Annotated in this window: 25 protein-coding genes; 22 read left to right on the forward strand and 3 right to left on the reverse strand. The window is 44.9% G+C overall.

Annotation, left to right across the window (positions count from 1 at the left end; translation table 11 throughout):
- Positions 1-8: 8 nt before the first annotated feature.
- From fliM to fliR, 6 genes are read left to right on the forward strand one after another with little or no spacing between them, the layout of a single operon-like run.
- Entirely contained in the window at positions 9-1,037 is a 1,029-nt protein-coding gene (fliM, locus tag SPEA_RS07165) for a flagellar motor switch protein FliM (protein ID WP_012154621.1), read from the forward strand.
- Between the two features lie 12 nt (positions 1,038-1,049).
- The gene (fliN, locus tag SPEA_RS07170) at positions 1,050-1,430 is read left to right on the forward strand and encodes a flagellar motor switch protein FliN (RefSeq protein WP_012154622.1); all 381 of its coding nucleotides are present in this window, start codon (positions 1,050-1,052) and stop codon (positions 1,428-1,430) included.
- 27 nt (positions 1,431-1,457) lie between these two features.
- Positions 1,458-1,832: a flagellar biosynthetic protein FliO gene (gene fliO, locus SPEA_RS07175; RefSeq protein ID WP_012154623.1), complete on the forward strand. Its 375-nt coding sequence runs from the start codon at positions 1,458-1,460 to the stop codon at positions 1,830-1,832.
- Between the two features lie 10 nt (positions 1,833-1,842).
- Positions 1,843-2,592 (forward strand): flagellar type III secretion system pore protein FliP, encoded by a 750-nt coding sequence (gene fliP / locus SPEA_RS07180; RefSeq protein WP_012154624.1) that lies wholly within the window; start codon positions 1,843-1,845, stop codon positions 2,590-2,592.
- 7 nt (positions 2,593-2,599) lie between these two features.
- Positions 2,600-2,869 (forward strand): flagellar biosynthesis protein FliQ, encoded by a 270-nt coding sequence (gene fliQ / locus SPEA_RS07185; protein ID WP_012154625.1) that lies wholly within the window; start codon positions 2,600-2,602, stop codon positions 2,867-2,869.
- Between the two features lie 38 nt (positions 2,870-2,907).
- Complete coding sequence (gene fliR / locus SPEA_RS07190; RefSeq protein WP_012154626.1) at positions 2,908-3,708, forward strand: flagellar biosynthetic protein FliR; 801 nt, start codon at positions 2,908-2,910, stop codon at positions 3,706-3,708.
- Here the strand turns inward: fliR and SPEA_RS23425 are convergent.
- The gene (locus SPEA_RS23425; RefSeq protein ID WP_263053340.1) at positions 3,701-3,829 is read right to left on the reverse strand and encodes a hypothetical protein; all 129 of its coding nucleotides are present in this window, start codon (positions 3,827-3,829) and stop codon (positions 3,701-3,703) included. The two genes, fliR and SPEA_RS23425, sit on opposite strands and share 8 nt — an antisense overlap.
- A 20-nt stretch (positions 3,830-3,849) precedes the next feature.
- Between SPEA_RS23425 and flhB the strand changes: the two genes are divergently transcribed.
- The 14 genes from flhB to SPEA_RS07260 all read left to right on the forward strand — a co-directional run bounded on the left by flhB (position 3,850) and on the right by SPEA_RS07260 (position 19,374).
- Positions 3,850-4,983 carry a flagellar biosynthesis protein FlhB gene (gene flhB / locus SPEA_RS07195; protein ID WP_012154627.1) on the forward strand — a complete coding sequence of 378 codons (1,134 nt, stop codon included), beginning with the start codon at positions 3,850-3,852 and terminating at the stop codon, positions 4,981-4,983.
- 266 nt (positions 4,984-5,249) lie between these two features.
- A complete protein-coding gene (gene flhA / locus SPEA_RS07200) occupies positions 5,250-7,349 on the forward strand; it encodes a flagellar biosynthesis protein FlhA (protein WP_012154628.1) in 2,100 nt (699 codons plus the stop codon).
- A gap of 11 nt (positions 7,350-7,360) precedes the next feature.
- Positions 7,361-8,773 carry a flagellar biosynthesis GTPase FlhF gene (gene flhF / locus SPEA_RS07205; RefSeq protein WP_012154629.1) on the forward strand — a complete coding sequence of 471 codons (1,413 nt, stop codon included), beginning with the start codon at positions 7,361-7,363 and terminating at the stop codon, positions 8,771-8,773.
- A gap of 4 nt (positions 8,774-8,777) precedes the next feature.
- Positions 8,778-9,659 (forward strand): MinD/ParA family protein, encoded by an 882-nt coding sequence (locus tag SPEA_RS07210; RefSeq protein ID WP_012154630.1) that lies wholly within the window; start codon positions 8,778-8,780, stop codon positions 9,657-9,659.
- A complete protein-coding gene (locus SPEA_RS07215) occupies positions 9,652-10,371 on the forward strand; it encodes an RNA polymerase sigma factor FliA (protein ID WP_012154631.1) in 720 nt (239 codons plus the stop codon). Before SPEA_RS07210 ends, SPEA_RS07215 begins: the two co-directional genes overlap by 8 nt.
- 60 nt (positions 10,372-10,431) lie before the next feature.
- Positions 10,432-10,815 carry a chemotaxis response regulator CheY gene (gene cheY, locus SPEA_RS07220; protein WP_083766708.1) on the forward strand — a complete coding sequence of 128 codons (384 nt, stop codon included), beginning with the start codon at positions 10,432-10,434 and terminating at the stop codon, positions 10,813-10,815.
- Between the two features lie 13 nt (positions 10,816-10,828).
- Entirely contained in the window at positions 10,829-11,566 is a 738-nt protein-coding gene (locus SPEA_RS07225; protein WP_012154633.1) for a protein phosphatase CheZ, read from the forward strand.
- 12 nt (positions 11,567-11,578) lie between these two features.
- Entirely contained in the window at positions 11,579-13,804 is a 2,226-nt protein-coding gene (locus SPEA_RS07230) for a chemotaxis protein CheA (RefSeq protein WP_012154634.1), read from the forward strand.
- Positions 13,805-13,893: 89 nt separating this feature from the next.
- Positions 13,894-15,075 (forward strand): protein-glutamate methylesterase/protein-glutamine glutaminase, encoded by a 1,182-nt coding sequence (locus SPEA_RS07235; protein WP_012154635.1) that lies wholly within the window; start codon positions 13,894-13,896, stop codon positions 15,073-15,075.
- Entirely contained in the window at positions 15,068-15,754 is a 687-nt protein-coding gene (locus SPEA_RS07240; protein WP_012154636.1) for a hypothetical protein, read from the forward strand. The genes SPEA_RS07235 and SPEA_RS07240 overlap by 8 nt, the downstream gene beginning before the upstream one ends.
- 140 nt (positions 15,755-15,894) lie before the next feature.
- Positions 15,895-16,686, forward strand: a complete 792-nt coding sequence (locus SPEA_RS07245; protein WP_012154637.1) for a ParA family protein — start codon at positions 15,895-15,897, stop codon at positions 16,684-16,686.
- Positions 16,670-17,587, forward strand: coding sequence for a chemotaxis protein CheW (locus SPEA_RS07250; protein ID WP_012154638.1), 918 nt, complete (start codon positions 16,670-16,672; stop codon positions 17,585-17,587). Before SPEA_RS07245 ends, SPEA_RS07250 begins: the two co-directional genes overlap by 17 nt.
- A 508-nt stretch (positions 17,588-18,095) precedes the next feature.
- Entirely contained in the window at positions 18,096-18,587 is a 492-nt protein-coding gene (locus SPEA_RS07255) for a chemotaxis protein CheW (protein WP_012154639.1), read from the forward strand.
- Between the two features lie 382 nt (positions 18,588-18,969).
- Positions 18,970-19,374 (forward strand): DUF2802 domain-containing protein, encoded by a 405-nt coding sequence (locus tag SPEA_RS07260; RefSeq protein WP_012154640.1) that lies wholly within the window; start codon positions 18,970-18,972, stop codon positions 19,372-19,374.
- 417 nt (positions 19,375-19,791) lie between these two features.
- Here the strand turns inward: SPEA_RS07260 and SPEA_RS07265 are convergent, their stop codons facing one another.
- Both SPEA_RS07265 and SPEA_RS07270 read right to left on the reverse strand, forming a co-directional pair.
- Complete coding sequence (locus SPEA_RS07265) at positions 19,792-20,100, reverse strand: EscU/YscU/HrcU family type III secretion system export apparatus switch protein (protein ID WP_012154641.1); 309 nt, start codon at positions 20,098-20,100, stop codon at positions 19,792-19,794.
- A gap of 26 nt (positions 20,101-20,126) precedes the next feature.
- Positions 20,127-21,731 (reverse strand): hypothetical protein, encoded by a 1,605-nt coding sequence (locus tag SPEA_RS07270; protein ID WP_223296578.1) that lies wholly within the window; start codon positions 21,729-21,731, stop codon positions 20,127-20,129.
- A gap of 394 nt (positions 21,732-22,125) precedes the next feature.
- Here SPEA_RS07270 and SPEA_RS07275 point away from each other — a divergent pair, with 394 nt between their 5' ends.
- The gene (locus SPEA_RS07275) at positions 22,126-22,893 is read left to right on the forward strand and encodes an MlaA family lipoprotein (RefSeq protein WP_012154643.1); all 768 of its coding nucleotides are present in this window, start codon (positions 22,126-22,128) and stop codon (positions 22,891-22,893) included.
- 95 nt (positions 22,894-22,988) lie between these two features.
- Positions 22,989-24,095 (forward strand): response regulator, encoded by a 1,107-nt coding sequence (locus SPEA_RS07280; protein WP_012154644.1) that lies wholly within the window; start codon positions 22,989-22,991, stop codon positions 24,093-24,095.
- Positions 24,096-24,122: the final 27 nt, after the last annotated feature.

Here is a 24,122-nt window from a genome sequence, read left to right on the forward strand (position 1 = left end):
GCGATATCGTGAGTGATTTATTAAGCCAAGACGAAATTGATGCACTGCTCCACGGAGTCGATGATGTCGAAGAGGACATGATTGACGACAATGAGCTAGACGCCCGTTCTTATGATTTCTCGTCCCAAGACAGAATCGTACGTGGTCGTATGCCAACGCTTGAGATCGTCAATGAGCGTTTTGCTCGCCACTTGCGGATAAGCATGTTTAATATGATGCGCCGCGCCGCGGAAGTGTCAATTAATGGCGTTCAAATGCTTAAGTTTGGTGAGTACGTACATACCCTGTTTGTACCTACCAGTCTGAACATGGTGCGCTTTAGTCCACTAAAAGGCACGGCGTTAATTACCATGGAAGCGCGGCTAGTATTTATTTTGGTGGATAACTTCTTCGGTGGTGACGGTCGTTTTCATGCCAAGATCGAGGGGCGTGAATTTACCCCGACAGAACGTCGTATCGTACAGCTGTTATTAAAGATTATTTTCGAAGACTATAAAGAAGCCTGGGCGCCAGTGATGGAAGTTCAGTTCGACTATCTAGACTCTGAAGTTAACCCGGCAATGGCTAATATTGTTAGCCCAACAGAAGTGGTTGTGGTGAGCTCATTCCATATTGAAGTCGATGGTGGTGGCGGCGATTTCCATATCACCATGCCGTACTCCATGATTGAGCCTATCCGTGAACTGCTTGATGCCGGTGTGCAGAGTGATACTCAAGATACCGACATGCGTTGGTCTCAGGCACTACGTGATGAGATCATGGATGTTGATGTGGGGATCGATGCCACCATAGTCGAGCACAAGTTAACCCTAAGAGAAGTGCTCGAGTTTAAAGCGGGGGACGTGATTCCCGTAGAGCTTCCAGAGCATATTATCTTGAAGGTTGAAGACTTACCAACTTACCGCTGTAAGATGGGTAAAGCCAAAGATAACTTAGCATTAAAAATTTGCGAAAAAATTCCAAGACCTGAAACGGTTAAGACAGAGTTGCAGCTCGTGACCCATAAGGGCCGTGCTCGTGAGCGTTCTGAGATATAAGGTGAAGAGTAAATGAGTACAGATAGCGGTGATGATTGGGCTGCAGCGATGGCTGAGCAAGCAATAGAAGAGGCCAAAGCGGTTGAATTAGATGAGTTTAACAGCGACGGAGCACCTTTGAGTGAAGAGGAAGCATCAAAGTTAGATGCGATTATGGATATTCCGGTCACTATTTCTATGGAAGTGGGTCGTAGCTTTATCAATATTCGTAACCTACTGCAGTTAAACCAAGGATCAGTGGTGGAGCTTGACCGCGTAGCGGGTGAGCCGTTAGATGTTATGGTTAACGGTACCTTGATCGCCCATGGTGAGGTGGTTGTGGTGAATGACAAATTTGGTATTCGTCTAACGGATGTGATCAGCCAAACTGAGCGCATCAAAAAGCTCAAGTAATAAGAACGTTAGTTGAGAGGACGTTAGATGAGTTTCCAATTGGTTTTAGCCAATGCCAGTGCTGTGGCTTCTCAAGCAGAAGCCCCCGCTTCGCCAACGAGCATAGCCACGCTTTCGAGTATGGTTGGCGGCTTGATAGTCGTTTTGTTGTTAATTTTCTTGCTTGCTTATCTTGTTAGGCGTTTTAATTTAGTGCCAAGCAGTCAAGGGGTGTTAAAGACGATTGCCGTGACCCCATTAGGCCAGAAAGAGAAGCTGGTGCTGATAGAGGTTGCTGGTCAACAATACCTGCTAGGTGTAACACCACAGCAAGTCAGTTTAGTCGATAAATTAGCGACACCTGTCGAGGTATCGACAGAGTCTTTTGCCAGCCGACTACGTCAAGTCAAGGCGTCACAATGAAGACATCACAATGATGAAATGGATTTTAGTTATTGTCGGTTTGACTCTGTGTTTGGCTGCACCAGCAGCCTTTGCTGAAAATGGCATTTTGCCAGCGGTAACAGTGTCGACTGGCGCGGACGGTTCTACGCAATATTCTGTCACCATGCAGATCTTGCTGTTGATGACGGCGTTAAGCTTCATTCCCGCGATGGTCATTATGTTGACCTCGTTTACCCGAATTATTGTGGTGTTATCGATTCTGCGCCAAGCAATTGGCTTGCAACAAACGCCTTCTAATCAGGTGTTAATCGGCATCAGCATGTTTATGACATTTTTTATTATGTCGCCGGTATTTGACAAGATTTATGATCAAGCCGTACAGCCCTATATCGAACAAGGCATGCCCTTGCAAGATGCATTTACTAAGGGGCAGGGGCCGCTTAAAGACTTTATGCTGGCGCAGACGCGCTTAACCGATCTCGATACCTTCATTGAGATCTCTGGCTATCAAAATATCAATGAACCAGAAGATGCACCAATGACTGTCATCATTCCGGCATTCATTACCAGTGAACTCAAGACCGCTTTTCAGATTGGTTTTATGCTGTTTGTGCCATTTTTGGTACTAGATTTGGTGGTAGCTAGTATCTTAATGGCCATGGGTATGATGATGTTATCGCCTATGATTGTGTCATTGCCTTTTAAGATCATGCTATTTGTATTAGTCGATGGTTGGAGCCTAGTAATGGGCACCTTAGCTAACAGTTTTGGATTATAGGTAAGCCATGAGTCCTGAATCACTCGTTGATATCTTTCGAGAAGCTTTGGCCGTTATCGTCATAATCGTGTCGATGATTATTGTGCCTGGTCTTATCATAGGTCTAGTAGTAGCGGTGTTTCAGGCTGCGACCTCAATTAACGAGCAAACCTTGAGTTTTCTTCCGCGCTTGCTAACAACCTTATTAGCGCTGATGTTGATGGGCCACCTTTTAATCCAGATGATGATGGACTTCTTCATGCAGATGGTCGATATGATCCCTCAGGTGATAGGTTAAGTATGAGCCTTTACCACAGCGTTTATCGAACTCGTTAAATGGAGATCTTACTCGAGACCATCATGGGCGGGATCGCAGGTTATCTGTGGCCACTCACCCGAATTTCTAGCATGTTTATGGTGATGGCGGTCTTTGGGGCAACCACCACGCCGACGCGAGTGAGACTCTTGCTGTCGGTGACCGTCACAGCTGCTGTAGCGCCCGTTTTACCTGCCATGCCAAATATTGATCTATTTTCCTTAAGCGCTGCATTTGTGACCGCTCAGCAGATCATTATCGGTGTCGCTATGGGCTTTGCTACCTTATTATTGATGCAAACCTTTGTGCTTACCGGTCAGATCATTGGTATGCAGACCAGCCTTGGTTTTGCGTCAATGGTCGATCCGAGTTCTGGCCAGCAGACCCCGGTCGTGGGTAACTTCTTCTTGCTATTGACCACAATGATTTTCTTGGCGGTAGATGGTCATCTTCTGTTAATTAAAATGGTCATCGCCAGCTTCGAGTCGATCCCTGTGTCGATGCAGGGCTTAAGTCTGGCAAGTTACCGCTTATTTACCGAATTCGTGGGTTATATGTTTGGCGCCGCATTAACGATGTCACTTTCTGCGATTGTGGCACTATTGACGATTAACCTCTCCTTTGGTGTGATGACTCGTGCCTCACCTCAGTTAAATATTTTCGCTATTGGTTTCCCTGTCACCATGGTGGCGGGCTTATTTATCTTATGGCTAACCCTATCGCCAATCATGTCTCACTTTGACGAGGTATGGCGTGAAACCCAAATTCTGCTATGTAATGCACTTGAGCTGCAATGTAGTGTCGATGGTGGGCTTAATTGATGGCGTCGTATTCTGGCTCATTGATGGTGCCGTACTTTGGAATATTGATGGTGCCGTACTCAGAAACATTGATGGTGTCGTATTCTGGCTCATCGATAGATGACTCGCTGGTTACCTTCAATTGTAGGAGGGCGGTTATAGATGGCTGAAAACGATAGTAGTCAAGAAAAAACAGAGGAAGCCACCTCCAGGAAGTTGCAACAGGCCAAAGACAAAGGGCAGGTTGCACGTTCCAAAGATCTGGGCACTTCTGCTGTGCTCATTGCTGCCTCGGTGGGGCTGTTAATGACCGGCCCTAACATTGCTCAGGCTATGTTTAACATCATGAACAAAATGTATACCTTAAGTCGTGATGAGATCTTCGATACTAACCAGATGATGAATGTTTGGGGTGTGGTGGGCAGTGAGTTAGCCTTTCCTCTACTGGGTTTTATTGTGTTCCTTGCCCTCATCGCCTTTGCGGGCAACATCGCACTAGGGGGGATCTCCTTCTCCGTGAGTGCTTTTATGCCAAAGGCCAGCAAAATGAGTCCAGTAGCTGGTTTTAAGCGGATGTTCGGTGTGCAGGCGGTGGTTGAGTTAGCCAAAGGCATCGCCAAATTTTCGGTCGTGGCGATTACCGCCTACCTTTTATTGAGCATTTATCTCAACGACATCTTGTTACTGTCTCAAGAGCATCTGCCGGGCAATATTTATCATGCTCTGGACTTAATCGTGTGGATTTTTATATTGCTCTGCGCGTCGACCTTGCTGATTGTGATGATAGATGTACCGTTTCAGATCTGGAACCATGCTAAGCAGTTAAAGATGACCAAACAGGAAATCAAAGACGAATACAAGGATACCGAGGGTAAGCCTGAGGTAAAGGGACGTATTCGCCAGTTACAACGTGAAATGGCCCAGAGGCGTATGATGGGTGAAGTGCCTAATGCCGATGTGATTGTGGTTAACCCAGAGCACTATGCCGTAGCGGTCAAATATGACGCAGGTCGCTCAACGGCGCCTTTCGTCGTTGCGAAAGGGGTCGATGAAGTTGCCTTTAAAATTCGCGAGATCGCTCGTGAACATGACGTGGCAATTGTGTCGGCACCGCCGCTTGCTCGCGCGATTTACCACACCACCAAAATAGATCAAGAGATCCCTGAGGGGCTGTTTACCGCAGTTGCTCAGGTGCTTGCCTATGTATTTCAATTACGCCAATACCAAAAAGGCAAAGGCCGCAAACCTAATGCTATCCCTACCAAGCAACCCATCCCAGACGATCTACAGCATTAATAATCGGCATAACAAAGTTATCTGTTAAGACTGATTTTTTGAAATACTGATTTAAGGTTTATGGATAGATTGTCGCTTATAAGTTTATAATCATTAACTTATACTGATTGGTATTGCTTGTTATCTATGCCTAAAAATACAACATTTGAATCGTCAAGCATTCTTTGTTAATGGCTTTCAGGTTATAGTCCTTAAATATTAATAAAAATAATTGGTACAGTAATTGCTGTATTGACGCTAGACGTCAAAGATCGGACTCAGGGTGAATGGAACTTAAAGCAAGTCTAGGCCAATTAAAACAGATAAAGCCTGCACATTTAAAAGGTATTGGTACGCCTTTATTGGTCTTAGCCGCACTGGCTATGATTATTTTACCTATGCCAGCGTTCCTGCTCGATATCCTTTTCACCTTCAATATTGCACTGGCGTTAGTGGTGCTTTTGGTGGCGATTTACAGCGACCGACCACTTGATTTCGCCGCATTCCCTACCGTTTTACTGGTCGCTACCTTACTCCGGCTCGCCCTAAACGTTGCCTCCACCCGTGTGGTACTGCTAGAAGGCCATAACGGTGGTGATGCCGCCGGTAAAGTGATTGAAGCGTTCGGCTCGGTGGTGATTGGTGGCAACTATGCCGTGGGTCTAGTGGTGTTTTTAATCCTTATTATCATCAACTTTGCGGTGGTAACAAAAGGTGCTGGGCGAATATCTGAGGTGAGTGCTCGCTTCACCCTCGACGCCATGCCGGGCAAGCAGATGGCAATCGATGCCGACTTAAATGCCGGGCTACTCTCCCAAGAAGAAGCTAGGGCCCGCCGCGCCGAAGTGACCCGTGAAGCCGACTTTTACGGTGCCATGGATGGTGCGTCAAAATTTGTAAAAGGCGATGCGGTCGCCGGTATCTTAATTCTGGTTATTAATATCGTCGGCGGCTTTATCATTGGTATCGCTCAGCATGACCTGTCTTTCTCTTCTGCCGTTGAAATTTATACCCTATTAACGATTGGTGATGGCCTAGTGGCGCAGATCCCCGGTCTGCTCTTATCTATTGCAGCGGCTTTGATGGTGACCCGTCAAAATGAATCGGGCGACATGGGCGAGATGGTAATGGGACAGATGTTTGACAGTCCCAAGTCTCTAGCTATTGCTTCGGCAGTGATGTTAGTGATGGGAATAGTGCCTGGTATGCCGCATCTTGTGTTCTTATCATGCGCTGCTGTATCTGGCGCCGCGGCTTATTTTATTAAGAAAAAGAAAGACACCGACCGAGAACGTGCCCTAGAGCTTGCGAAGAGTGGCCCTGTAGAGCCAAGAGACATTCAGCCAAAAGAGTTGAGTTGGGACGATGTGCAGCATGTCGACACCATTGGCCTAGAAGTGGGCTACCGCTTAATTCCACTAGTTGATAAAGGCCAAGGCGGCGAGCTACTTGGCCGTATTAAAGGGGTGCGTAAGAAGCTGTCGCAGGAGTTAGGCTTCTTGGTGCCAGCGGTGCATATTCGCGATAATTTAGATCTGTCCCCCAATGCCTATCGGATCTCTCTTATGGGCGTAAGCTCGGGTGAGGCAGAAATTCGTCATGACTGTGAACTGGCGATTAACCCGGGTCAAGTTTATGGCAAGCTCGACGGTATCGAAACCAAAGATCCGGCTTTTGGCCTAGATGCGGTTTGGATTGCCCCAGAGATGCGCGAGCATGCACAGACCTTAGGTTATACCGTCGTGGATGCATCCACGGTAGTGGCTACACACATCAGTCAGCTGCTGACCAATAATGCTGCTAAGCTACTTGGTTATGAAGAAGTACAGCAGTTACTTGAGATGCTAGGCAAGCATTCACCTAAGTTGGTTGATGGATTTATTCCCGATGTGATGCCACTTGGGACAGTCGTGAAGGTGATGCAGAACCTGCTGAATGAAGGGGTGTCAATTCGCGACATGAAGACCATAGTACAAACTTTGCTTGAGTATGGAACCAAGAGTAGTGACACCGAGGTGTTGACCGCTGCCGTTCGTATTGCGCTAAAACGTATGATAGTGCAAGAGATCAGTGGACCAGAGCTTGAAATCCCCGTCATAACTTTGGCGCCAGAGTTGGAACAGATGTTGCATCAGTCTATGCAGGCGACGGGAGGAGATGGTCCAAATATCGAACCAAGCCTCGCAGAACGCATGCAGAAGTCATTAGTGGACGCCACACAGCGTCAAGAAATGGTGGGGCAACCTGCGATTTTACTGACATCAGGCATGTTACGTTCAACCTTATCGCGATTCGTTAAGCATACGATCCCTAATTTACGGGTGATTTCATATCAGGAAGTCCCCGACGAGAAGCAGATACGCATCGTCTCGGCAGTGGGTCAGTAGAGGTCGAATAATTGAAAATTAAAAGATTTTTAGCAAAAGATATGCGATCGGCCTTAGCCCAAGTTAAAGAAACCTTGGGATCTGATGCTGTGATCATGTCTAACAAGAAAGTGACGGGTGGCATTGAGATTGTTGCGGCTGTTGATTATGACGAGCCTAAGCCAAAGATTGCAGAGACTAAGCCGTCGTCAGCTATGTTCACCGATCTTGCAGAAGAGAGAGTGACCTTAGGCGTGCAGTCGGGTGGTAGAGCGCCGAATGTAAGGGCTGAAAGTCGTGCTAATCCCACGCCAGCACCCGATTCACTGCAAGCGCTACTTGAGCGTCAGCAGAGTCGCATAAGTCAGCAAACTCAATCTAGAAGCAGTGACGAACTGGATATGCCTGAATGGGCCAAAGGACTGCAGGCGCAGGTGAAAAAAAACGAGCCTGTTAAAGCCGAGTTTACCCCAAACCGTGCCCCAGACAGTTTCAATGGTCAGAAGCAAAACAACACTGCAGAAATTGACGCGATGAAACAAGAATTAGCGTCAATTCGTAATTTATTGACGCATCAAGTCAGTAGTTTGATGGTTGAACAGAAAAACCGTATTGACCCTGTTGGGGCAATGCTTGAGAGCAAATTGTTAGACGCAGAGTTTTCGCCTGCGATTGCAAAGAAGTTATCGAGCCTCAGTGAGCATTACTCTCCAGCGGAATTAGTCGCCTCTTTGCCACGAAGTTTAGCTAATATGCTGGACAATCAAGGTGATGATATTGTGCGCCAAGGTGGTGTGGTGGCGTTTGTTGGGCCAACAGGAGTCGGTAAGACAACGACTGTGGCTAAATTGGCAGCGCGTTTTGCCGCTTATCATGGCTCAGATCAAGTTGCTCTCATTACAACGGACCATTATCGCATTGGAGCCTTTGAGCAATTAGCAACTTATGGCAAGATAATGGGATGCCCTGTAAAACAGGCTCATGATTTTAATGAGTTAGAACAAATACTCTATCAATTTAGGAACCGTAAGTTGGTCCTTATCGATACGGCAGGTATGGGGCAAAGAGATCAACGTTTATTCCAACAACTCGATAGTTTAGCTGCAAATAGCAGATTACCAATACGCAGTTATCTGGTAATGTCTGCAACAGGGCAACGTCGTGTATTAGAAGATGCTGTAAAACAGTTTACGCGTATTCCACTTTCGGGTGCGGTACTAACAAAATTAGATGAATCAATTTCTTTAGCGCCAGCGTTAAGTGTCTTGATTCAAAGTGGGTTACCTTTAAGTTATGTAACGGACGGACAAAGAGTTCCTGAAGATATGCAGGTGGCAGATACTCTATCTTTAGCCAATCGTGCATTAGCAGCATTAGATAACAACCCCATAGAACCATTACATAATAGCGAAGGGTCACAAGAAGTGACCTATGCATTTGAGTGAAGCCATGACTCCGGATCAAGCAAGCGGTTTACGTATGATGAATCAGCCAAATAATGAAAAAGTAAAAGTAATCGCCGTATCAGGTGGTAAAGGTGGCGTTGGTAAAACCAGCGTATCGATTAATACAGCTGTTGCGTTAGCCGAAAAGGGCAAACGTGTACTGGTACTGGACGCCGATTTAGGTCTAGCGAACGTCGATGTGATGTTAGGTTTGCGCGCAGAGCGAAATTTATCTCATGTTTTGTCGGGAGATGCCGAATTAGATGATGTGATCCTTCGAGGACCTAAAGGTATTGGTATTATTCCTGCCACTTCGGGTACTCAGGCCATGGTAGAACTGACTCAAGCTCAGCATGCCGGTCTTATTCGTGCTTTCAGTGAGATGAGAACCCAATTTGATATCCTCATCGTCGATACGGCGGCCGGGATCTCAGATATGGTGCTAAGCTTCTCTCGTGCGTCACAAGATGTATTGATTGTGGTGTGTGACGAACCAACATCGATTACCGACGCATATGCGCTAATTAAGATCTTGAGTCGCGAACACGGTGTGTTCCGCTTTAAGATTGTGGCTAACATGGTACGTAGCTTACGTGAAGGAATGGAGCTGTTTGCTAAATTGAGCAAGGTGACAGACAGATTCCTCGATGTGGCATTAGAGCTCGTTGCCACAGTGCCATTTGATGAGAATTTACGTAAATCGGTGCGAAAGCAAAAGTTGATTGTAGAGGCATTCCCTAAGTCACCGGCAGCGATTGCATACCAAGGTTTAGCGAACAAGATCATGAGCTGGCCAGTGCCGTCTCAGCCAGGCGGTCATTTAGAGTTTTTCGTTGAGCGTCTAGTTCAGCGTCCTGATTATCAAGAGGATAAATCGGGTGAATAAAGCGGCTGCGTATACTCGTTTTGATAATAAGACGTCTATCGTTGAACAGTATGCACCGCTTGTAAAAAGAATAGCCCATCATCTTTTGGCTCGTTTACCTGCATCAGTCCAGTTAGATGACTTGTTGCAGGCCGGCATGATGGGGCTACTCGAAGCGTCATCAAACTTTGATGGTAGTAAGGGCGCCAAATTCGAAACCTTTGCCGGTATTCGAATTCGGGGCTCTATGTTAGATGAAATCAGGCGAGGCGACTGGGTACCCCGTTCGGTACACCGTAATCAGCGCCGCGTGGCCCAAGTTATAGATGAACTTGAGCAGGAGTTAGGCCGTGATGCTCGTGATGGCGAAATCGCCGAGCGACTCGAGGTTTCACTCGAAGAGTATCATGCAATTTTAAACGATGTTTCAGTCGGAAAAGTTGTTGGTATAGAAGATTTAGGCGTAGCCGCAGATGGGATAAACCCAGAAGATGGCCACGAAGACGATGCTTATGAATCACTCGCTGAAGTTGAGTTTCATTCAGCGCTCGTCGCAGCGATTAAATTATTACCAGAAAGAGATGCGCTGGTTTTGTCGCTTTATTACGATGAAGCATTAAATTTAAAAGAGATTGGGGCCATTCTTGAGGTCAGTGAGTCTAGAGTCAGCCAGATCCATAGTCAGGCGATGCTCAGGCTCAAGGGTAAACTCAAGCATTGGACGCAAGAATAAAATCATAATCATTGATAGCACATTACACGCGCATATATGGCGCGCTCCGCGGAGGAAACCTTGGACAAGAATATGAAGATTCTTGTTGTTGACGATTTTTCAACAATGAGACGTATCATTAAGAACTTGTTACGCGACTTGGGGTTTAATAATACCCAAGAAGCCGATGACGGCTCTACAGCCCTACCTATGCTACAAAAAGGCGATTTCGATTTTGTTGTAACCGACTGGAACATGCCTGGCATGCAGGGGATCGATCTATTAAAGGCTATTCGTGCCGATGATAACCTCAAACACCTTCCTGTATTGATGGTGACGGCTGAAGCTAAGCGTGAGCAGATCATTACCGCAGCTCAAGCTGGCGTAAACGGCTATGTAGTTAAGCCATTTACTGCAGCCACACTAAAAGAGAAGTTAGAGAAAATTTTTGAGAGACTCGGCTAAGCAGGGATGAGCTATGCAGCAACAATCGTCAAGCCTGATTACTCTTGAACAAGCAGAGAGTTTAGTTGCACTTCTCAGTCAGGGTGAGCAAGAAAAAGCGGATGAATTGGTTAGGGAGATTTCCGCACCAATTCAAAAAGATCTCTTTGATGAAGTCGGGCGTTTAACCCGTCAACTTCATAGTGCTATTGCAGATTTTCAATTTGACAGTCGTCTTATTGAATTAGCCAACATAGAGATCCCAGATGCAAAAGAGCGTTTGACTTATGTTATTGATATGACAGAGCAAGCGGCAAATAAAACCATGGATGCAGTGGAAGAGTGCTTACCTCTTGCTAATGCACTAAACGACAATATTCAAGCAATAAAACCTGCATGGGATAAGCTGATGCGTCGTGAGTTGCCACTGACAGAATTTAAAGCCTTATGCCATGATATTCATCAGTTTGTTGAAAGAAGTGAATCGGATTCAAGCCGAGTCAAAGAGCTTCTAAATCAAATTTTATTGGCACAAGACTTTCAAGATTTAACCGGACAGATGATCCGTCGAGTGATTGAACTCGTCAGAGAAGTCGAGAATAGCTTAGTGTCCATGCTAACAGTATTTGGTGAGCACCCTCATGATACTGTTGATAACAAGCCAAAGCTAAACGTTGAAGCTGAAGGTCCTATTATGAACGCAGAGCACCGCCAGGACGTGGTGACGGGTCAAGATGAAGTTGACGATCTGCTTTCGAGCTTAGGTTTTTAAGGGAGTCAAAGAATGTCCTTTGATGTTGATGAAGAGATACTGCAGGACTTTTTGATCGAAGCTGGTGAGATTTTAGAGCTTCTACAAGAACAACTAGTCACGTTAGAAAATAATCCGGATGATACCGAACTGCTAAATGCGATATTTAGAGGTTTCCATACGGTTAAAGGCGGCGCGGGCTTCTTAGGTTTATCTCCAATGGTAGATGTTTGCCATGAAGCAGAAAATACCTTCGATCTTTTGCGTACTGGGAAGCGTGAAGTTTCTGCTAATTTGATGGATGTCATTTTACAAGCGGTCGACTCAATCAACTCAATGTTTGCTGAAACTCAAGCAGGGCAGACTCAATCTCCAGCTGAGCCAACATTGTTAGCTCAGCTGAAAACCTTAAGCGCAGGTGAGCTACTGCCATCTGAGATGGAACAAACAGTCGCCTCTCCTGCCGCTGTAGAGCCCACCGTCAGCGTTCAAGAACCGACTATTGAAGCCGTGGCGCCGCAAGAGACGCAGGTGATAGAACAGGCTACAGCAACTACTGGTAGCATAGATGATATTGATGATATCGAATTTGAAGCCTTACTCGATGCTCTGCATGGTTCGGGTAACGGTCCTGGTAAGCCTGTTGAGTCGACTTCTATCTCCTCTTTACCTGCATCAGATGATATTAGCGATGATGAATTTGAATCTTTACTCGATGAGTTACATGGCTCTGGTCAGTTTAAAGTTCAGTCGGCAGCGCCTGCGGTTATCGAACCAAGTGGTTCTCAAGTCGATTCTGATGAAATAACCGATGATGAGTTTGAACGTTTGCTGGATGAATTGCACGGTTCAGGCACTGGCCCAGGAAAGTCAGCTAATGTGAACGATACCAGTGAAGCGGTTTCTGAACTGCCTGAAGTCAATCAATCTCAGCCTGTAGTGCAAGCGATAACAACATCGCAGCAGGTGCCTGCTGTTAACGCTGAAGTTAAAACCGAGATAAAGCCACATCCTAAACCAGACGTTAAACCTGCAGCAGCTAAAGTTGCGCCAAAGGCGGCTGGCAATAATGCGCCTCAAGCTGAAACCACAGTGCGGGTTGATACTTCAAGACTCGATCAAATCATGAATATGGTTGGTGAATTGGTATTAGTGCGCAATCGTCTACTCAGCCTAGGCGTAGCACGTGAAGATGAGGATATGTCAAAGGCTTTAGCCAACCTTGACTTAGTCACAGCTGACCTTCAAGGCGCAGTGATGAAAACTCGCATGCAGCCAATTAAGAAAGTTTTCGGCCGCTTCCCTCGCGTTGTTCGTGATTTAGCCCGTAGCTTAAACAAAGAAATTGACCTTGTTATGATCGGTGAAGATACCGATTTAGATAAGAATCTCGTCGAAGCGTTAGCCGATCCCTTAGTTCACTTAGTGAGGAACTCGGTCGATCATGGTATTGAAATGCCAGATGCTCGTGAAGAGAACGGTAAAACACGCACGGGCACAATTACTTTATCAGCGAGTCAAGAAGGCGACCATATCCTGCTTAAGATTGAGGATGATGGGGCAGGTATGGATCCTGACAAGCTTAAAGGGATCGCAATCAGTCGAGGCGTTCTCGATGAAGATTCCGCCGCGCGTATGAGCGACGAAGAAGCCTATAACCTTATTTTTGCCCCAGGCTTCTCGACTAAAGTTGAGGTTTCTGATATCTCGGGTCGTGGCGTAGGCATGGATGTGGTGAAAACCCGCATTACCCAGTTAAATGGTTCGGTTCATATCGACTCACAACTAGGTAAGGGCACGCGTCTAGAGATTAAGGTGCCGTTGACCCTTGCGATAATGCCGACCTTAATGGTTGAAGTTGCCGAGCAGGTGTTTGCTTTACCGCTGTCGAGTGTCAATGAAATTTTCCATTTAGACTTGACTAAGACTAACGTGGTTGATGGCCAATTGACGGTTATTGTTCGTAATAAAGCGGTGCCATTATTTTATTTAGAGCAGTGGCTATCTCGTAAGCAATTGAGCTTTAAGCATGGTGATAAACAGCATGGGCACGTCGTCATCGTTCAGTTAGGCACGATGCAGATTGGCTTTGTGGTGGATTCACTTATAGGCCAAGAAGAGGTGGTGATTAAGCCACTAGGAACATTGCTTCATGGTACACCGGGCATGGCGGGAGCCACCATTACTTCAGATGGCGGCATCGCACTGATTTTAGATGTACCAGGACTACTTAAGCATTACGCACGTAACAGGAGCTAACACTGGTTAGCATAGGGAATAACGCAGCTTGTTATTCCCTTTTTTACATACAGCATTGAGCAGGCCTGTGGTGCAGTAAAGGAATTTGAATGGGCATTAAAGTTTTAGTCGTTGATGATTCGAGTTTTTTTAGACGACGTGTTAGTGAGATAGTGAATCAAGACCCTGAGCTTGAGGTGGTGGGGACTGCCTGTAATGGTGCAGAGGCGGTGAAGATGGCTGCAGAGCTGAACCCGCAAGTGATCACCATGGATATCGAAATGCCTGTCATGGATGGGATCACTGCGGTTAAAGAGATCATGGCGAGTAAGCCAATTCCAATCTTGATGTTTTCATCATTGACGCACGATGGTGCTAAGGCAACGTTAGAAGCGTTGGATGCCGGCGCTTTAGATTTCTTACCAAAACGCTTTGAAGATATCGCAAGTAACAAAGATGACGCTATAGCGCTGTTACAGCAACGTATTCGAGCATTAGGCCGCCGTCGCTTGTTTAGACCCATAACTCGAACATTGTCGAGTAACGATAGAGCGCTTTCAGGCAATGAAAGAGCTCAATCTGTCACAGATAGATCTCGCCCAATCTCAAGTTTTTCTCGAACGAGTGTTAATGCACCAGCAACTAGCGGTCACTCGTTAACTGCTAGCGATAAGCCCGTGAGTCGTTCTAGTGTTGTGACCCGTAGTAGTGGAAAACAATACAAGACGTTATTAATCGGTACCTCTACAGGTGGGCCTGTTGCTTTACAAAAGGTGTTAACTCAATTCCCTGCCAATTATCCACATCCTATTTTGCTTATCCAACATATGCCTGCTGCCTTTACGCCAACATTTGCGGCTAGGCTTAATGGCTTGTGTAAGATAGAAGTTAAAGAGGCGGTGAGCGGAGACCAGTTAAGGCCGGGTTGTGCATATCTTGCCCCTGGAGGTATGCAGATGATGCTAGAGCGAGGCGGAGCCTATGGCAGAGTTAAGATCATTGCTGGTAAGGCGGATATGAACTACAAGCCTTGTGTCGATATTACTTTTGCCTCAGCTTCGAAGGTGCTTGGTGGTGATGTGTTGGCCGTAGTGCTCACGGGCATGGGAGCCGATGGCCGTGAAGGGGCCAGAATGCTCAAGAGTATCGGTGCGACCATTTGGGCGCAAGATGAGGCCAGCTGTGTGGTTTATGGCATGCCTCAAGCCGTCGCGGCTGCGGGTATTGCAACCAAATCAATTGCGTTAGAGCATATGGCTGAATCGATTTTAAAAGAGACCGTTAATGGCTAAGGCAGCTTTGAAGCAGAGTGTCATTCAGCAACGGGGAGAAATCAATACGCTGGCGCTGCTGTTAATGTTTTTGCTGAGTATTGCGTCATTTACCTTCGGCTCACTCTATTTTGAATCACTGCATAAAAACAAGCTGTTAACTAACGAAGTTCAAAATCTTAAAAATAGCCAAGTATTACTCATGGTGCCAGATGAACAAGCTGAAGTGATGGCGAATTGGATGGCTGAAAATCCGCACTTTGTGCGCTCTTTTGTCGATAACGCTAAGCAAGGTGAATCAACGATTTTACCCATAGGTCCGGGAGCGCAGCAACAGTCCTCAAGCCAGGCTGTAAATTTAAAATCGAGTGATTTAGTCGTTGATGAGTCCAAAGCTGAAAGTGGTAGCCGACAAGAGCCAGTTAAAGTTAACTCTCTTTTAGAGCCTGAGCAGAAAAAAGCTTCAAATAACGTCATAGCTAATGCTGAGCAACAAGCTGTAGCATCGGAGCGGGATATAACTGCAGGGCTATCAGATAAACCAGAAGAGCGTAATACTCCTTCAAATATGAATGCTGCTTTTAGCAGCAAACGTGTTCCTAAGCATGCTGTAACACTGACCGAGACGCCTGATGGCGTAAAGCTTATCAGTTTGCCCCATGGTGGGATCAGGGTAACAACTAGAGAGCCTGAAAAGTAATTATACTTCTAGCTCATTTGTGAACGGGTATATCATTCAGTATGTAAGATTATTAGCCTAGCCCAATGATTTATCACTGAATTGATAGTAATCTGAGTTTAACTCGTATCTTATTAGCTTAATAAACCTAAGGGTATTTCTTGAAGATCTGGACCATAGCAAACCAAAAAGGCGGAGTGGGTAAAACAACAACAGTTGCCAGTCTTGCTGGTGCGTTTGTAAAACGTGGCCAACGAGTGTTAATGATTGATACCGATCCTCATGCATCCCTTGGCTATTACTTAGGTATAGATAGCGAGCAATTGCCTTGTTCCCTTTACGATCTATTTCTAGCTCACAAGAGCCTAACTCACGAAACTGTTCAAACCCATATTGTACCGACGAATGTACAAGGGTTAGATCTGATGCCCTCTACCATGGCCTTGGCGACTTTAGATCGCAGCCTAGGTCACGAAGCGGGAATGGGACTTGTTTTAAAAAGAGCCCTAAAGCTCATCGAAGGACAGTACGATATTGTGCTAATAGATTGTCCTCCTGTACTCGGTGTGTTGATGGTAAATGCACTAGCCGCAAGTGAGCACATTATTGTACCCGTTCAAACAGAGTTTCTGGCCTTAAAAGGGCTAGACCGTATGGTAAAAACTATGTTGTTGATGGGACGTTCAAAAAAAATTAATTATAGCTACACCATAGTGCCAACCATGTTTGACAAACGTACTCGCGCGGCCTCAGCCGCTTTGTTGCAACTTAATGAAGATTATAACGAAGAGCTGTGGCAGGACGTGATCCCTGTTGATACCAAATTTCGAGATGCAAGTTTGAGCCATTTACCCGCCTCCCATTATGCCCCAAGTAGCCGTGGCGTGAAGGCTTACAATAGATTACTAGATTATTTACTCGCGAAGGATCTATCCCATGTCAAAATCAGTTGATGATGCGGTATGTGATTATTTTTCGTTGTTGCTTAATGAGCCAGTGGCAGAAGCTGTGAAAAGTGAGCCGTCACAAGATGCTCAATTATCTGAAACGTTAGAAGTTGATCCACGTTTTAGTCGTCAGGCTCTTGAGTTACTGTTTACACGGGCTAACCAGACGGCAAGTCAGCAAGACGCACAGACGCTTTCACGTACAGAAGCCAGCGTTGCTAGCGTACAGCAAGGCGTTGTCGATGCTATTGAACCCGTTGAAGTTAAAGTCGTTGCTCAGGCTCAGCAGCCCAAAATTCAGGTTGTAGAACCACAAGATAAAGTCACAAGGCTATCGAGTTCGACACTCGATGCTTCAGAGGTTGATTCAGCTTCACAAGTGAGTGCTGTGGTAACAAGCGAACAGTCTGAGCAAGAGGCTTTAGTGTCGACTCAAACACTATTAGAACAGCTTGATGAGGAGTTTCAGGTACTTTTTTTCAATGTTGCAGGTTTAACGCTCGCAGTGCCTTTAGTCAGTCTTGGTGGGATCGTCAATTTAGATAAAGTTACTCGACTCATGGGGCGGCCTGAGTGGTATATGGGCGTGCAGCAATATCGTGAGGCGCAACTTAATGTCGTCAATACCTGCGCTTGGGTGATGCCAGAGAAGTATGATGAGCAGTTAGCTCAGAAAGTGAATTATCAATATGTTGTCGTACTTAAAGATAGCGGCTGGGGCCTTGGGTGTGAGTCGTTAGTAGATACGATATCAATTAAGAAGTCTGATATTAATTGGCGCAGTCAAGCAGGCAAGCGTCCATGGTTAGCTGGTGTAGTAAAAGAGCAGATGTGCGGCATTTTAAATGTTGATGCCTTGGTTCAAATGTTGGCTTCAGGCTTAGGTTGCCAAGATGCGCTCATATAGCGCTCATATAGCAAAACGCTATAGCGTGCTAATAGAGCCTAGTTGGCTCAGTTCAAATCGTTAAGTTAGAAATTTGGCTTGGTCTTGGTATGTGATGTACTGGGTTAAAGAGAGCCATTTAGCTGCCGATACATATAGCAAAGCGTGAAACTCGTTGGGTTGGAAACGATTAAGTAATGTTTTACCGCATGGGTTATTGCTTGTGAGCAAGTTAGCCATTAATAACAATCATAGATAATAGGTTTATTTATTAATGGGTAAAAATGGTCTATATATTGTATTGGATTAAGTAACTACCTATTCTAATTCAAATTTTACGCAACTAGCCTACTTAGTGGCATTTAGGCGTTGATTTTAGGCAGTTAGACATAGTTAGATTGAGCTAGACGTAAATAGTTAGACGCAGTTAAACATAGCAAGACAGTTAGTTTTATTGGCAAAAGTACTAACAATAAGTATTCACAAATAGTTTAGAAATATAGCTGCAAAGCTATTGATTGAGGCGATTATGACAAGTTCAAACAGTGTAGCCGTAGCAGCGGGAACCGAAGATGCAGTTTTACAGTGGGTAACATTTAAGCTGGATAACGAAACTTATGGTATCAACGTTATGCAGGTTCAAGAAGTGTTGCGTTATACCGAGATAGCACCAGTACCCGGTGCACCTCATTATGTGTTAGGTATCATTAACTTACGTGGAAACGTTGTAACCGTTATTGATACTCGCTCACGCTTTGGCTTAGCTTCAGCCGATGTTAACGACTCGACACGTATTGTGATTATTGAAGCTGAAAAGCAGGTAATCGGTATTCTAGTCGACAGTGTGGCAGAGGTTGTTTACCTGCGTGGTTCGGAAATTGATAATGCACCGAATGTGGGTACAGAAGAGAGCGCTAAGTTCATTCAGGGCGTTAGCAATCGAGATGGTGAATTATTGATTTTGGTTGATTTAGACAAGTTACTATCAGATGAAGAGTGGATAGAGCTGACGCAGATTTAATTTAACAGAAGATCCTAGGGCGCTTTGCTTATAGAGCGGACTTCGTCCTGCTAGGTCCTAGGAAATGCAAATGCAAAAGTTTGTATCGATTAAGTGTAGAGTTTCTTTTGCCGAAGCTAGAACTTTCTTTTAAAGTAGGTCGGCATTTATGCCGTCGCTTCTATAGATGACATAAATATTTGATGGGCTAAAGCCCAGCCTACAAAACATAACTTGCTGAATTTAAAAGTGACTCAGTCTGTTCGTTTTAATTTGTTGATGTTCCTAGAACCTGCTTTTCCTAGGACCTAGCTCCTTCTTAGCTTTAACGCCCTCGAAGTGATGCAGTCACGCTCTAGCAGCGCAGTGTCCTTCTTAGATATTTTTATAATAAGAGTCATTAATGATTGTCGAAGAAATTTTAATTGCTACTGCGTTGCTGTTTATCATTGCTTGTCTTGCATTGGTGCTTTATTTACAAAAGCAAACGAGTAAGTTGCGTGCAAAAGTCGATGCACTGACCGTGTTAGTGAAAGAAAGCGATAAGCAAAGAGAAGCCGTTAAGCGTGAGCTACAGGAGCTAAGAAGCGGTACGATTGGTGTTGGGCGTCGTATGTTAGAGTTAGAGAAAAAGCTTGCACAACAAGACGCTAAATTTGAAGAGAGCAGCCAGCAAGACCCACAGGCTAGGCTGTATTCTCGCGCAATGAAGATGGTTGCCTTGGGCGCCGGCGTTGCAGAGCTTATTGAAGAGTGTGAGTTACCTAAAGCCGAAGCTGAGCTGTTGATCCGATTGCATGGGAAATAAGAAGGGCGGACTGCGTCCTTCTAGGTTCTAGGGCGTTCGCAGGCTCACTTCGAGGACGCTTCGCTTCTAGATCCTAGGGCGGACTTTGTCCTTCTATAAAGTCAAAGGCTGAGACAAACGCTTCGCTCACGGAAGATTGAACGTTCGCTGGCTCACTCACAGAACGCTGCGCTGACAGTTCAAACTGAGACAGTTCAAGCTAAGACAATTCAGGTTTTTTATCTTTTTCGTTTTTTCGGCTTTGTTTCCGTAAGCGAAGCGTTCTGTAGTGACCTTCTATTAAAATAAATAGTCACGTGCCGTAGGCCGCAGGCCGTTCGTCTTAGCTTGTTCGTCCCTGCTTTCCCATCTTAGCTTTCACCTAGGACCTAGGACCTTTCTTCGCTTTTACCTCGCAGCGCAGCGTCCTTCCTAGCTCTACGCCTCTTCCATAATCTTCTGATGCATATTGTTCCACTTTTCAGGAAACTTACCGTCTAGCACATACACAAAAGCAATGAGTTCAGCGATGAGCAGGTAGAGCTCACTTGGGATCTCGTCTCCGACTTCTAAACGCTGCAAAAAATCACATAAGTACTCATCTTGATGTATCGGGATCCCGGCTTGCTGCGCTAAGGCGATGATTTCCTCTGCCAGTCTATCTTCACCCTTAGCCGAGACTTTGGGTGCGGTCCCTGGCTGATAGCTGAGCGCAACAGCCTTTTTGGGGTTCTCTGTTTCAGTCATCTTTTCTCCCTTTCAATCGCTCTTCACTATACATCTATCTTCACCAAGTAGTGCTCTCCTGGCAAGATGCTAGCAGGAACGCTCTCCGTTTTTGTATTAACTGTTACTTGACCAAAACCGATATTCTCAAGCTTCTTAGCCAGTGACGGTTTAAGGAGTTCAATTTTGCTGATGACAGTTTCATTGGCAGATGAAAAATTTAACTTAAGTGGCGAGTTGACCTGCGGTTTATCCTGTTTAAGCACTTGAGCGTTAATGAGTAGAGGGCCGCTAGCCAAATTGAATTTTAATTGTAATCTCCAAATATCATTGTTTGCGCTACTTGACTGCTTTTCCTTTTGAACATGCCCCTCTAATTGTTCTTGATAATGATTAATTGAATAAGGCAATGCAAAATAGTAGTTAGTTGCTTGGTCGTTTTTACTTGAGGCGTGTTGATAAAGGCTTAGGTTACTTAATAGCTTAGATATTGAGCTCTGGCTAGCAGAAGACTCGAGTAGCTGTAATAGTGGCTCTGGCAGCGCTAAGTGCTCTTGCAGCATAGATAGTTTCAGGGCCAGTTCTGGAGATATTTTTGACGCAGATGCCCGGCCTAGCAACAACTGAAACAATAAGCTGATGGTGTTGATATGGCTATTAAGAGGTCTGCTGAGCCAGTCATTAGGCGAGGGACTGGTGCTGATTGTGGCTAAAATGCTCTGTTTAAGTCTTTGTGGTTGGCTTAATTCAATTAAGGTTTCAGGGGTTAACATAGGTAGCAACCTTAACAATGCAGTAGCAAGCGTTTCTTTTACTTGTGGCATAGTCGGTGTGCTTCTAGGTAACCCGCCAGCTTTTTCAAGTGCATCCGCTAATAGAAGCGTTGATGTGACCGGCCTAGGAGCTGCGTCTTCTTCGAAACGGCTTTGAATTAACTCTTGTTTGTTAAAAGGCAAGCCTTCAGCATCAATACTTTCTAATGACTTGAATAGTTGCCCATATTGGAAGTTAACATCGGTTTTTTGAGTTAGCCTCCGGTTTGACGGCTCAGAAGTCTCTCCCGTCACCTCATCCTCGATTGGCTTGCTAGTGTCTAGCGCCGAAATTAAATTGACTTTAGTTTTGAGCTGAATAGGGGCGAGTTCAAGAAAAAGCTGATTGTTTTTGCTTTTTATTGAAGCTGAATACTCACCTTGATTGATTAGGTGCAGCATTTCTAATTTAATTTTGAAGCCTGTATTAAACAGTAATTGCCCATCTTTAACTTTTGCTGTGGGTAATGGATAGCCGCCATTACGCTTTGCAAGGTGATGTAGTGTCTTTTGTTGATCCTTGTTACGGCTCACAGCAGATAATAAGGCTTGAGGTAAGGGGATACTATGGGCCTGACCTAATGCCAATAAGGTGCTTTGCGTTATGGCACCGTTAATTTGCACTATATTTAAAAGAAAGTTTTGAGCCTGTTTGAGCTGTTGAAGAGAGGTAGCATGGATAGTTTTAAACCTATATTCTTGCCCTGAAAGATTGATGCTAAATCCAGATTTAGTCATCTGTAGTGCGACAGGCACTAGGGAGCTAACAGTCTTTTCATTAGTAAAAGATCCACTTTTTAATTGATTGGGCGGCGTAGTGAAATTGGTTACTGTATCCAAAATGTACTCTTAAAGTTTCTCAATTAGTTAAAACAACTATCTCGATATGTTTGGTCACAAAGTTTTGTTTGACCTTGTTGTCTTACTTAGTATCCTTAGCCATCTTCAGGACGTTAATGAAAATATTCGACTGGCTATGCACTATTTTTGTGGGGCCTTATTGACTGTATCGACACAAGGTCTATACGACTTTAGTTAGAATTTAGCTATATGGTAAACCTTTAGAACTATTCATTAGATCTAGGTATAAGCTCTAGACTGTTTTTATTCAATTGAAACAGACTTATAGAGGTTAAATCGTTGAGATTTATGTGTGAATATTTATACTCTAGTCAGTGAGTCGGAATGGGCAGGCAACGACTAGTACAACGAACTCCTTTTCAAAGAGACAATTATGAAGTTTAAATGGATTGTGCTTTCTCTGGCGATATTTGGAATGCCTTCAATTGAAGCTGCAGAAGATACCACTACGGACGGTGAGCAACAGATAACGGTAACCTATAATGACCCACGAGATCCGATAGAGGGCTTTAACCGAGCCATGTGGGACTTTAACTATCTGTTTATGGACCGTTATTTTTACCGCCCCGTTGCCCATGGCTATAATGATTACATTCCTCATCCAGTAAAAAGTGGGGTTAATAATTTTGTACTAAACCTCGAAGAGCCTTCAACCTTAGTTAACAATACATTACAAGGAAATTGGGGCTGGGCTGCTAATGCTGGCGGCCGATTTACGGTCAATACCACATTAGGCCTGTTAGGGGTGATTGATGTTGCCGAGATGATGGGGATGACTCGTAAGCAAGATGCTTTTAACGAAGTGCTTGGTTATTATGGTGTACCGAATGGCCCGTACTTCATGGCGCCATTTTTCGGTCCTTATGTTACTCGTGAGCTCGCGTCAGACTGGGTTGATGATCTATACTTCCCTCTGTCTGAGCTGACGTTCTGGCAGTCAGTCTTAAAATGGGGTCTTAAAAACTTGCATACGCGAGCGTCTGCAATCGATCAGGAACGATTGGTTGATAATGCGCTCGACCCATATACTTTTGTGAAGGATGCATACTTTCAGCACATGGACTACAAGGTATATGACGGTGACATTCCTCAAAGTGACGACGATGAGTTACTTGATGAGTACATGCAGGAATTAGAATAGCATTAGAATAAGTGGACAAATAATAATAACTGCTCCGCTTAAAGCGTAAACAAGACACAAGGACGTCGGTTTTCGCTGTTGTCAAAGGGCAGCTTATGGCGTTAAAAGAGCTAACGATACTTTTTGTGGAAGACGACCCTGTCTTTCGTAAACTTGTCACATCTTATCTAGAAAGCCGCGGTGCAGACGTAACAGAAGCAGAGAATGGTGAGCAAGGGCTAATTAGTTTCAAATCACAGCAGTTTGATATTGTAATTGCAGATTTAAGCATGCCGAAACTGGGCGGCTTAGACATGCTTGAGGCGATGAATCAACACAGTCCCAGTACACCATCAATCATTATTTCGGGTAACCAGGCGATGTCTGATGTGATTGAAGCGTTAAGACGTGGTGCCAGTGATTACCTTGTCAAACCGGTATCCGATCTATATCTAATTGAAAACTCAATTCGTGAATGTTTGAATAGCTCGCTAGAAGAGTCCTTGAACCTTGATGATCAAGAGTCTTTGTCCTATTTAGAACTCAATGAGAACTTAGCTCTTTTAGAGCAAAGCAGCGAAGCGGCAAAGAGTGTCCAGCAACAACTGTTTCCTCCAAGCCGTGTTGAATATAGCGATGTCGTTATCGATTACAGCCTATTTAACACCGATGAGGTAAGTGCCCACTTTATCGATACCGCCATGATAGATGAAAAACATGTGATGATGTACATGGCACATTTCCATCCCCATGATAACCGAGCGGCGTTTGCTTCAGTTTTATTGAAGAGTTTCGTTAACCATAAGCTTAAGCTCTTCAGGAACGGCGTGTCACAGGTCGTTATCGACCCTTTTAATATGCTGGTTTATCTTAATGACCGAATGACGAAGTCTGGGCTTGGTATTGTCGTCGATATGACCTATATCGTTGTCGATTTAACTAATTACCGGGCATCAATAGCCAAAGCTGGAAACGAATTTCGCTGTTACTTAAAAAATAGCGAGGGGCTGTCTCCTATCGCACTAGCAGACTCTTTACAGCTAGGAATGGCAAATTGGAGCAAGCCCAGTGTTCAGTTTAGAACTTTACTCTTTGGTGAAAAGTTGTGTATTTCAACGCTAGTGAGTGAACACAAACAACTGCTTTTAGACAACCAATTCCATGGACTAATTCATCAGCCAGAAACCGAGCCTGGTGGGTATATGCAGCTTTCTTTAAAATAAGGTTCTAGGAGGAGCAGGTTATAGGCT

The sequence above is a fragment of the Shewanella pealeana ATCC 700345 genome (genome assembly GCF_000018285.1).
In the GTDB taxonomy this organism is placed as follows: domain Bacteria; phylum Pseudomonadota; class Gammaproteobacteria; order Enterobacterales; family Shewanellaceae; genus Shewanella; species Shewanella pealeana.

Excerpts from the sequence above, each read along its gene's own strand:
- fliN (WP_012154622.1), top strand. The coding sequence starts at position 1,050 with ATGAGTACAGATAGCGGTGATGATTGGGCTGCAGCGATGGCTGAGCAA.
- fliO (WP_012154623.1), top strand. The coding sequence starts at position 1,458 with ATGAGTTTCCAATTGGTTTTAGCCAATGCCAGTGCTGTGGCTTCTCAA.
- fliP (WP_012154624.1), top strand. The coding sequence starts at position 1,843 with ATGATGAAATGGATTTTAGTTATTGTCGGTTTGACTCTGTGTTTGGCT.
- fliQ (WP_012154625.1), top strand. The coding sequence starts at position 2,600 with ATGAGTCCTGAATCACTCGTTGATATCTTTCGAGAAGCTTTGGCCGTT.
- fliR (WP_012154626.1), top strand. The coding sequence starts at position 2,908 with ATGGAGATCTTACTCGAGACCATCATGGGCGGGATCGCAGGTTATCTG.
- flhB (WP_012154627.1), top strand. The coding sequence starts at position 3,850 with ATGGCTGAAAACGATAGTAGTCAAGAAAAAACAGAGGAAGCCACCTCC.
- flhA (WP_012154628.1), top strand. The coding sequence starts at position 5,250 with ATGGAACTTAAAGCAAGTCTAGGCCAATTAAAACAGATAAAGCCTGCA.
- SPEA_RS07210 (WP_012154630.1), top strand. The coding sequence starts at position 8,778 with ATGACTCCGGATCAAGCAAGCGGTTTACGTATGATGAATCAGCCAAAT.
- SPEA_RS07225 (WP_012154633.1), top strand. The coding sequence starts at position 10,829 with ATGCAGCAACAATCGTCAAGCCTGATTACTCTTGAACAAGCAGAGAGT.
- SPEA_RS07230 (WP_012154634.1), top strand. The coding sequence starts at position 11,579 with ATGTCCTTTGATGTTGATGAAGAGATACTGCAGGACTTTTTGATCGAA.
- SPEA_RS07235 (WP_012154635.1), top strand. The coding sequence starts at position 13,894 with ATGGGCATTAAAGTTTTAGTCGTTGATGATTCGAGTTTTTTTAGACGA.
- SPEA_RS07240 (WP_012154636.1), top strand. The coding sequence starts at position 15,068 with ATGGCTAAGGCAGCTTTGAAGCAGAGTGTCATTCAGCAACGGGGAGAA.
- SPEA_RS07250 (WP_012154638.1), top strand. The coding sequence starts at position 16,670 with ATGTCAAAATCAGTTGATGATGCGGTATGTGATTATTTTTCGTTGTTG.
- SPEA_RS07255 (WP_012154639.1), top strand. The coding sequence starts at position 18,096 with ATGACAAGTTCAAACAGTGTAGCCGTAGCAGCGGGAACCGAAGATGCA.
- SPEA_RS07260 (WP_012154640.1), top strand. The coding sequence starts at position 18,970 with ATGATTGTCGAAGAAATTTTAATTGCTACTGCGTTGCTGTTTATCATT.
- SPEA_RS07265 (WP_012154641.1), bottom strand. The coding sequence starts at position 20,100 with ATGACTGAAACAGAGAACCCCAAAAAGGCTGTTGCGCTCAGCTATCAG.
- SPEA_RS07275 (WP_012154643.1), top strand. The coding sequence starts at position 22,126 with ATGAAGTTTAAATGGATTGTGCTTTCTCTGGCGATATTTGGAATGCCT.
- SPEA_RS07280 (WP_012154644.1), top strand. The coding sequence starts at position 22,989 with ATGGCGTTAAAAGAGCTAACGATACTTTTTGTGGAAGACGACCCTGTC.